The sequence below is a fragment of the Jatrophihabitans sp. genome, assembly GCF_036389215.1.
GTDB lineage: Bacteria > Actinomycetota > Actinomycetes > Mycobacteriales > Jatrophihabitantaceae > Jatrophihabitans_A.
In genome coordinates this window covers 1-4,021 of record NZ_DASVQG010000253.1, presented here as the reverse complement: position 1 = coordinate 4,021, position 4,021 = coordinate 1, and the positions used below count along the sequence as shown (strand labels likewise).

The 4,021-nt window shown below is 68.4% G+C and carries 6 protein-coding genes; all 6 read left to right on the top strand.

Annotated elements, in window-relative coordinates; genetic code table 11:
• Nucleotides 1-339, top strand: a 339-nt coding sequence (locus VF542_RS14270) for a sigma-70 family RNA polymerase sigma factor (RefSeq protein WP_408652371.1), incomplete at its 5' end; no start/stop codon positions are given.
• Nucleotides 340-499: 160 nt separating this feature from the next.
• Entirely contained in the window at nt 500-1,333 is an 834-nt protein-coding gene (locus tag VF542_RS14265; RefSeq protein ID WP_408652370.1) for a flagellin, read from the top strand.
• 116 nt (nt 1,334-1,449) lie between these two features.
• Nucleotides 1,450-2,745 (top strand): flagellar filament capping protein FliD, encoded by a 1,296-nt coding sequence (fliD, locus tag VF542_RS14260; RefSeq protein ID WP_408652369.1) that lies wholly within the window; start codon nt 1,450-1,452, stop codon nt 2,743-2,745.
• 38 nt (nt 2,746-2,783) lie between these two features.
• A complete protein-coding gene (gene fliS / locus VF542_RS14255; protein ID WP_408652368.1) occupies nt 2,784-3,215 on the top strand; it encodes a flagellar export chaperone FliS in 432 nt (143 codons plus the stop codon).
• A complete protein-coding gene (locus tag VF542_RS14250) occupies nt 3,208-3,543 on the top strand; it encodes a hypothetical protein (RefSeq protein ID WP_408652367.1) in 336 nt (111 codons plus the stop codon). Before fliS ends, VF542_RS14250 begins: the two co-directional genes overlap by 8 nt.
• 167 nt (nt 3,544-3,710) lie before the next feature.
• The coding region (locus VF542_RS14245; RefSeq protein WP_408652366.1) for a flagellar basal body rod protein FlgB at nt 3,711-4,021 on the top strand (311 nt) is incomplete at its 3' end.

The window sequence follows — 4,021 nt, the reverse complement described above, 5'->3', positions numbered from 1 at the left end:
GCCGAGCTCCCCGAGCGGCTGCGCCACGTCGTCCGGGCCTACTTCTTCGACCAGCGGCAGATGGCTGACATCGCCGCCGAGCTCGGTGTCACCGAGTCCCGGATCTCCCAGCTGCGGGCCGAGGCACTGAAGTTGCTGCGCCACGGCCTGGCCAGCGCCGAGCCTGAGGTCGCCGTGGCTGCCGAGCCCACCGGCCGGGCCGGCGCCCGGGTTGCCAGCTACGCGGCGGCGGTGGCCGCCCGTGGCACCCTGTCGACCCGGTTGAAGATGTCGAACCCCTACGGCGAGACGGTTTCGACGTTCCGCCGCGAGCAGCTCGACCGCACCTCGATCGCCTGATATAGCGCACGCGCGCGAGTGATCGCGCGCACGAATAGATAGCGACGAAACCGCTCAAGTAGGTGCCCGACCTGCCGAACAGATAGGCACGCTGATCCACGGATGGATCGGCCGGCCCGGTTAGCGGGTCAACCCGGACTCTGTTTCAGGAGGAAACACCGTGAGTCTTCGAATTAACACCAACGTCGGGGCGCTCAACGCCTACGGCAACCTGTCCGCCAACCAGGCTTCGCTGCAGAACGCGTTCGAGAAGCTCTCCAGCGGTCTGCGGATCAACAAGGCGGCCGATGACGCGGCCGGCCTGTCGATCAGCCAGGGCCTGACCTCGCAGATCAACGGCCTGACCCAGGCCGTGCGCAACGCCCAGGACGGCACCAACGTCGCACAGATCGCCGATGGCGCCCTGGCCACCGTGCAGAAGATCCTGCAGCGCCAGCGTGACCTCGCCGTCCAGGCCTCCAACGGCGGTTCGCAGGATGCCGCCGCCCAAGCCGCGGCGCAGTCCGAGATCGTCAACCTCAACACCCAGCTGGACAACATCTCCGCGACCACCTCCTTCGGCGGCACCAAGCTGCTCGACGGCAGCTACACCGCCGCGGTGGGCGTCTTCCAGGTCGGCGCCAACAACACCGCCGCCGAGCAGATCTCGCTCGCGCTGACGGCCGCTGACTCCACCACCCTGGGCGTGTCCGGCGTCAACGTCGGCACCACCACGGGTGCGCAGACCGCGATCGGCACCATCGACTCGGCCATCGCCGCGGTGTCGGCCTCCCGGTCCCAGATCGGTGCCACCCAGAACCAGTTGGGCTACACCATCAGCAACCTGCAGACCACGATCCAGAACGTGACCGCGTCGCGTTCCAACATCACCGACGCCGATCTGGCGACGGAGGTCACGGCGATGAGCCAGGCTCAGATCCTCACCTCGGCCGCCACCTCGGTGCTGGCCCAGGCGAACTCGGCGCCGCAGGCCATCCTCAAGCTGCTGCAGTAGTCGCGGGCAGCAGGCGCGCAGCGCCTCAGCAACCAGCAACGCCGCTGAGGCGATCCGGCCGGGGTTCGAACCAGAGCCCCGGCCGGATTGCTTCGGTAGACAGGTAAGGAGTGCACGTGAGCGCGTTCTCGATCAGTGGGCTGTCCTCCGGTATCGACACGGCTTCTCTCATCTCGCAGTTGATGACAGTGGCCGCGCAGCCGCAGACGCAGCTGAAGAACCAGCTGTCCGTACAGCAGAACGTGCTCACCGCCTACCAGTCGATCAACACCAAGCTGACCGCGCTGCAGGCCGCGGCCGACGCGGTCAAGCAGCCCGGCACCTGGGCCGCCACCAAGGCGGTGTCCAGCAGCACGGCGGTGATCGCCTCGACCACCTCCGCCGCCGCTTCCGGCTCGGCCACCACCTTCGACGTGATCCGGCTGGCCACCGCCCAGATCTCCACCGTGGCGGCTGCCGGCGCCGTGGTCGCCTCACCGCCCAACGGCATCGACATCGTCGACTCCGCCGGCGTCACCCATCACCTCGCACTGGCCGACGGAAGCCCGGCGGCGGTGGCCACCGCGGTGAACAACGCAGCCCTCGGCATCCGTGCCTCGGTGATCGCCACCGACTCCGGCCCACGGCTGCAGTTCACCTCGGTTTCCACCGGCGCGGCCGGGGCATTCTCGATCAACGGCCTGGACACGGCTCCGCAGACCCTGGTCGCGGCCCGGGACGCCCAGATCGCGGTGGGCGATCCCGCCGCCGGCGGTTACACCGTCTCCAGCAGTACCAACACCTTCAACAACGTGATACCAGGCGTGACCTTCAGCATCGGCGCCATCGCCTCCGGAGTCACCGTCGCCGTCTCCAGCGACGCCACCGCCATCAGCGACAAGATCAAGGCGCTGGTCGATGCCGCGAACGCCGCACTGACCGAGCTGGGCAAGGACACCGGCAAGGGTGCGGTCCTGGAGAGCAACTACCAGATCAACTCCATCACCAACAGCGTGCTGTCGAGCATCAGCCACGGTGACAGCGCCGGTGCCAGCTTCGCCTCGGTGGGCGTGCAGCTGACCTCCACCGGTGCGCTCGCCTTCGACGCGACCGCCTTCGCCGCCGCCTACGCGGCCGATCCGGCCAAGGCGCAGGCAAGCGTGGCGACCTCGCTGGCCGGCACCCTGTCCACCCTGGCGATGCGCAGCTCGACGGTCACCCTGAGCCCCCTGATCAACTCCGGCACCTCCCACGTGGGGGAGCTGAACAAGCAGATCGCCGACTGGGACACGAAGCTGAACGACCAGCGCACCGCCATGCAGGGCAAGTACACCGCCATGGAGGTGGCTTTGCAGAAGCTGCAGTCCACCTCCAGCTACCTGACCTCGGCACTGGCCGCGATCACCGCGTCCAACTCCGCCTCGAACAAGTAGTCCACGCAATCCTCAACCATCGAAGGAGATGATCGCCAGTGCCAGTCGACCCCGCCCGCGCCCGCTACCTTGCCGACGCCGTCGCCACCGCCACGCCGGCCCGGCGCATCGTCCTGCTCTACGACCGGCTGTGGCTTGACATCCAGCGTGCTCAGGCCGCTCAGGACTCTGGTGACGGCAGCGGCCGGGACCACCTGCAGCACGCGCAGCAGATCATCGCCGAGCTGCTGGGCAGCCTCGATGTCACCGCGTGGTCCGGCGCTGCCGATCTGGCGTCGCTGTACTCCTACCTGCTGCGTGAGCTGATCGGCGAGGTGCTCGAGCCACGGCCCGGCCGGCTGGCAGCCGCGACGAAGATCGTCTCTGACCTGCGCACCAGCTGGCAGCAGGCCGAAGCGCAGCTGCAGGGCGGCACGCCGGCCCAGCCGGCGGCAGGGGCCGAGGGCCGGGAAGCAGTCCGCGTTGGCTAGCCAGCCGGCGGCTTCGGACCAGGGCGCGGGCCGGCGGCCCGGCGCTCCCACCTGGGAACAGGTGCTGGCCGACCTCGAGCTGGAAACGACGGCGCTGGAAGAAGGCCTGCGGCGCGGCGAGCTGCTCACCCCGGTGACGCCGTGGCATCCACCGGTACTGCCCCCCATTCCCCCCGAGCTGGTCGCCCGGGCGCAAGCGTTGCTGGAGCAGCAGTTGCAGCTGCAGATCCGGATCGGCCTCGAGCTGGACCGGGCACCCGCCGCCAGCCGAGCCCGGCCGACCAGCCGTCCCGAGCCCGCGCCGCAACTGCTCGACCTGCGGGCCTGACGCCCCGACCGCTGGCTGGTCCGAGCTGGGGATCTGAGCCGGCTTAACAGTTTCTTACCTCTGCTTAACTCTGTGTGATCATGGTCGATAGAACCCGTGAGCACGGATTGCTCGCCACAGCCCCGCCATGGATTGGCGAAGCAGGCGATTGACGGAGGTCTAGTGCCGTGCTCGACGATGTCGCGTCAGTAACTCTCAGTACTGCGCTGTCAGCTCTCGCCGCCCGGCAACGGGTGAGCGCCAACAACATCGCCAACCTGGAAACCGCCAACTTCCGCGCCGGTCAGGTGTCCTTCGAGGACAACCTGCGGCAAGCGGTGGCGGCCGGTGAGCCGGCTCAGGCCGGGATCACGCTGACCACCAGCACGGCTCCGGCCGGCATCAACGGCAACAACGTCAGCCTCGACACCGAGACCCTGATCGATGAGAAGACCGCGCTGCAGTACCAGTTGCTCAGCGGTGCGGTGTCCTCGAAGTT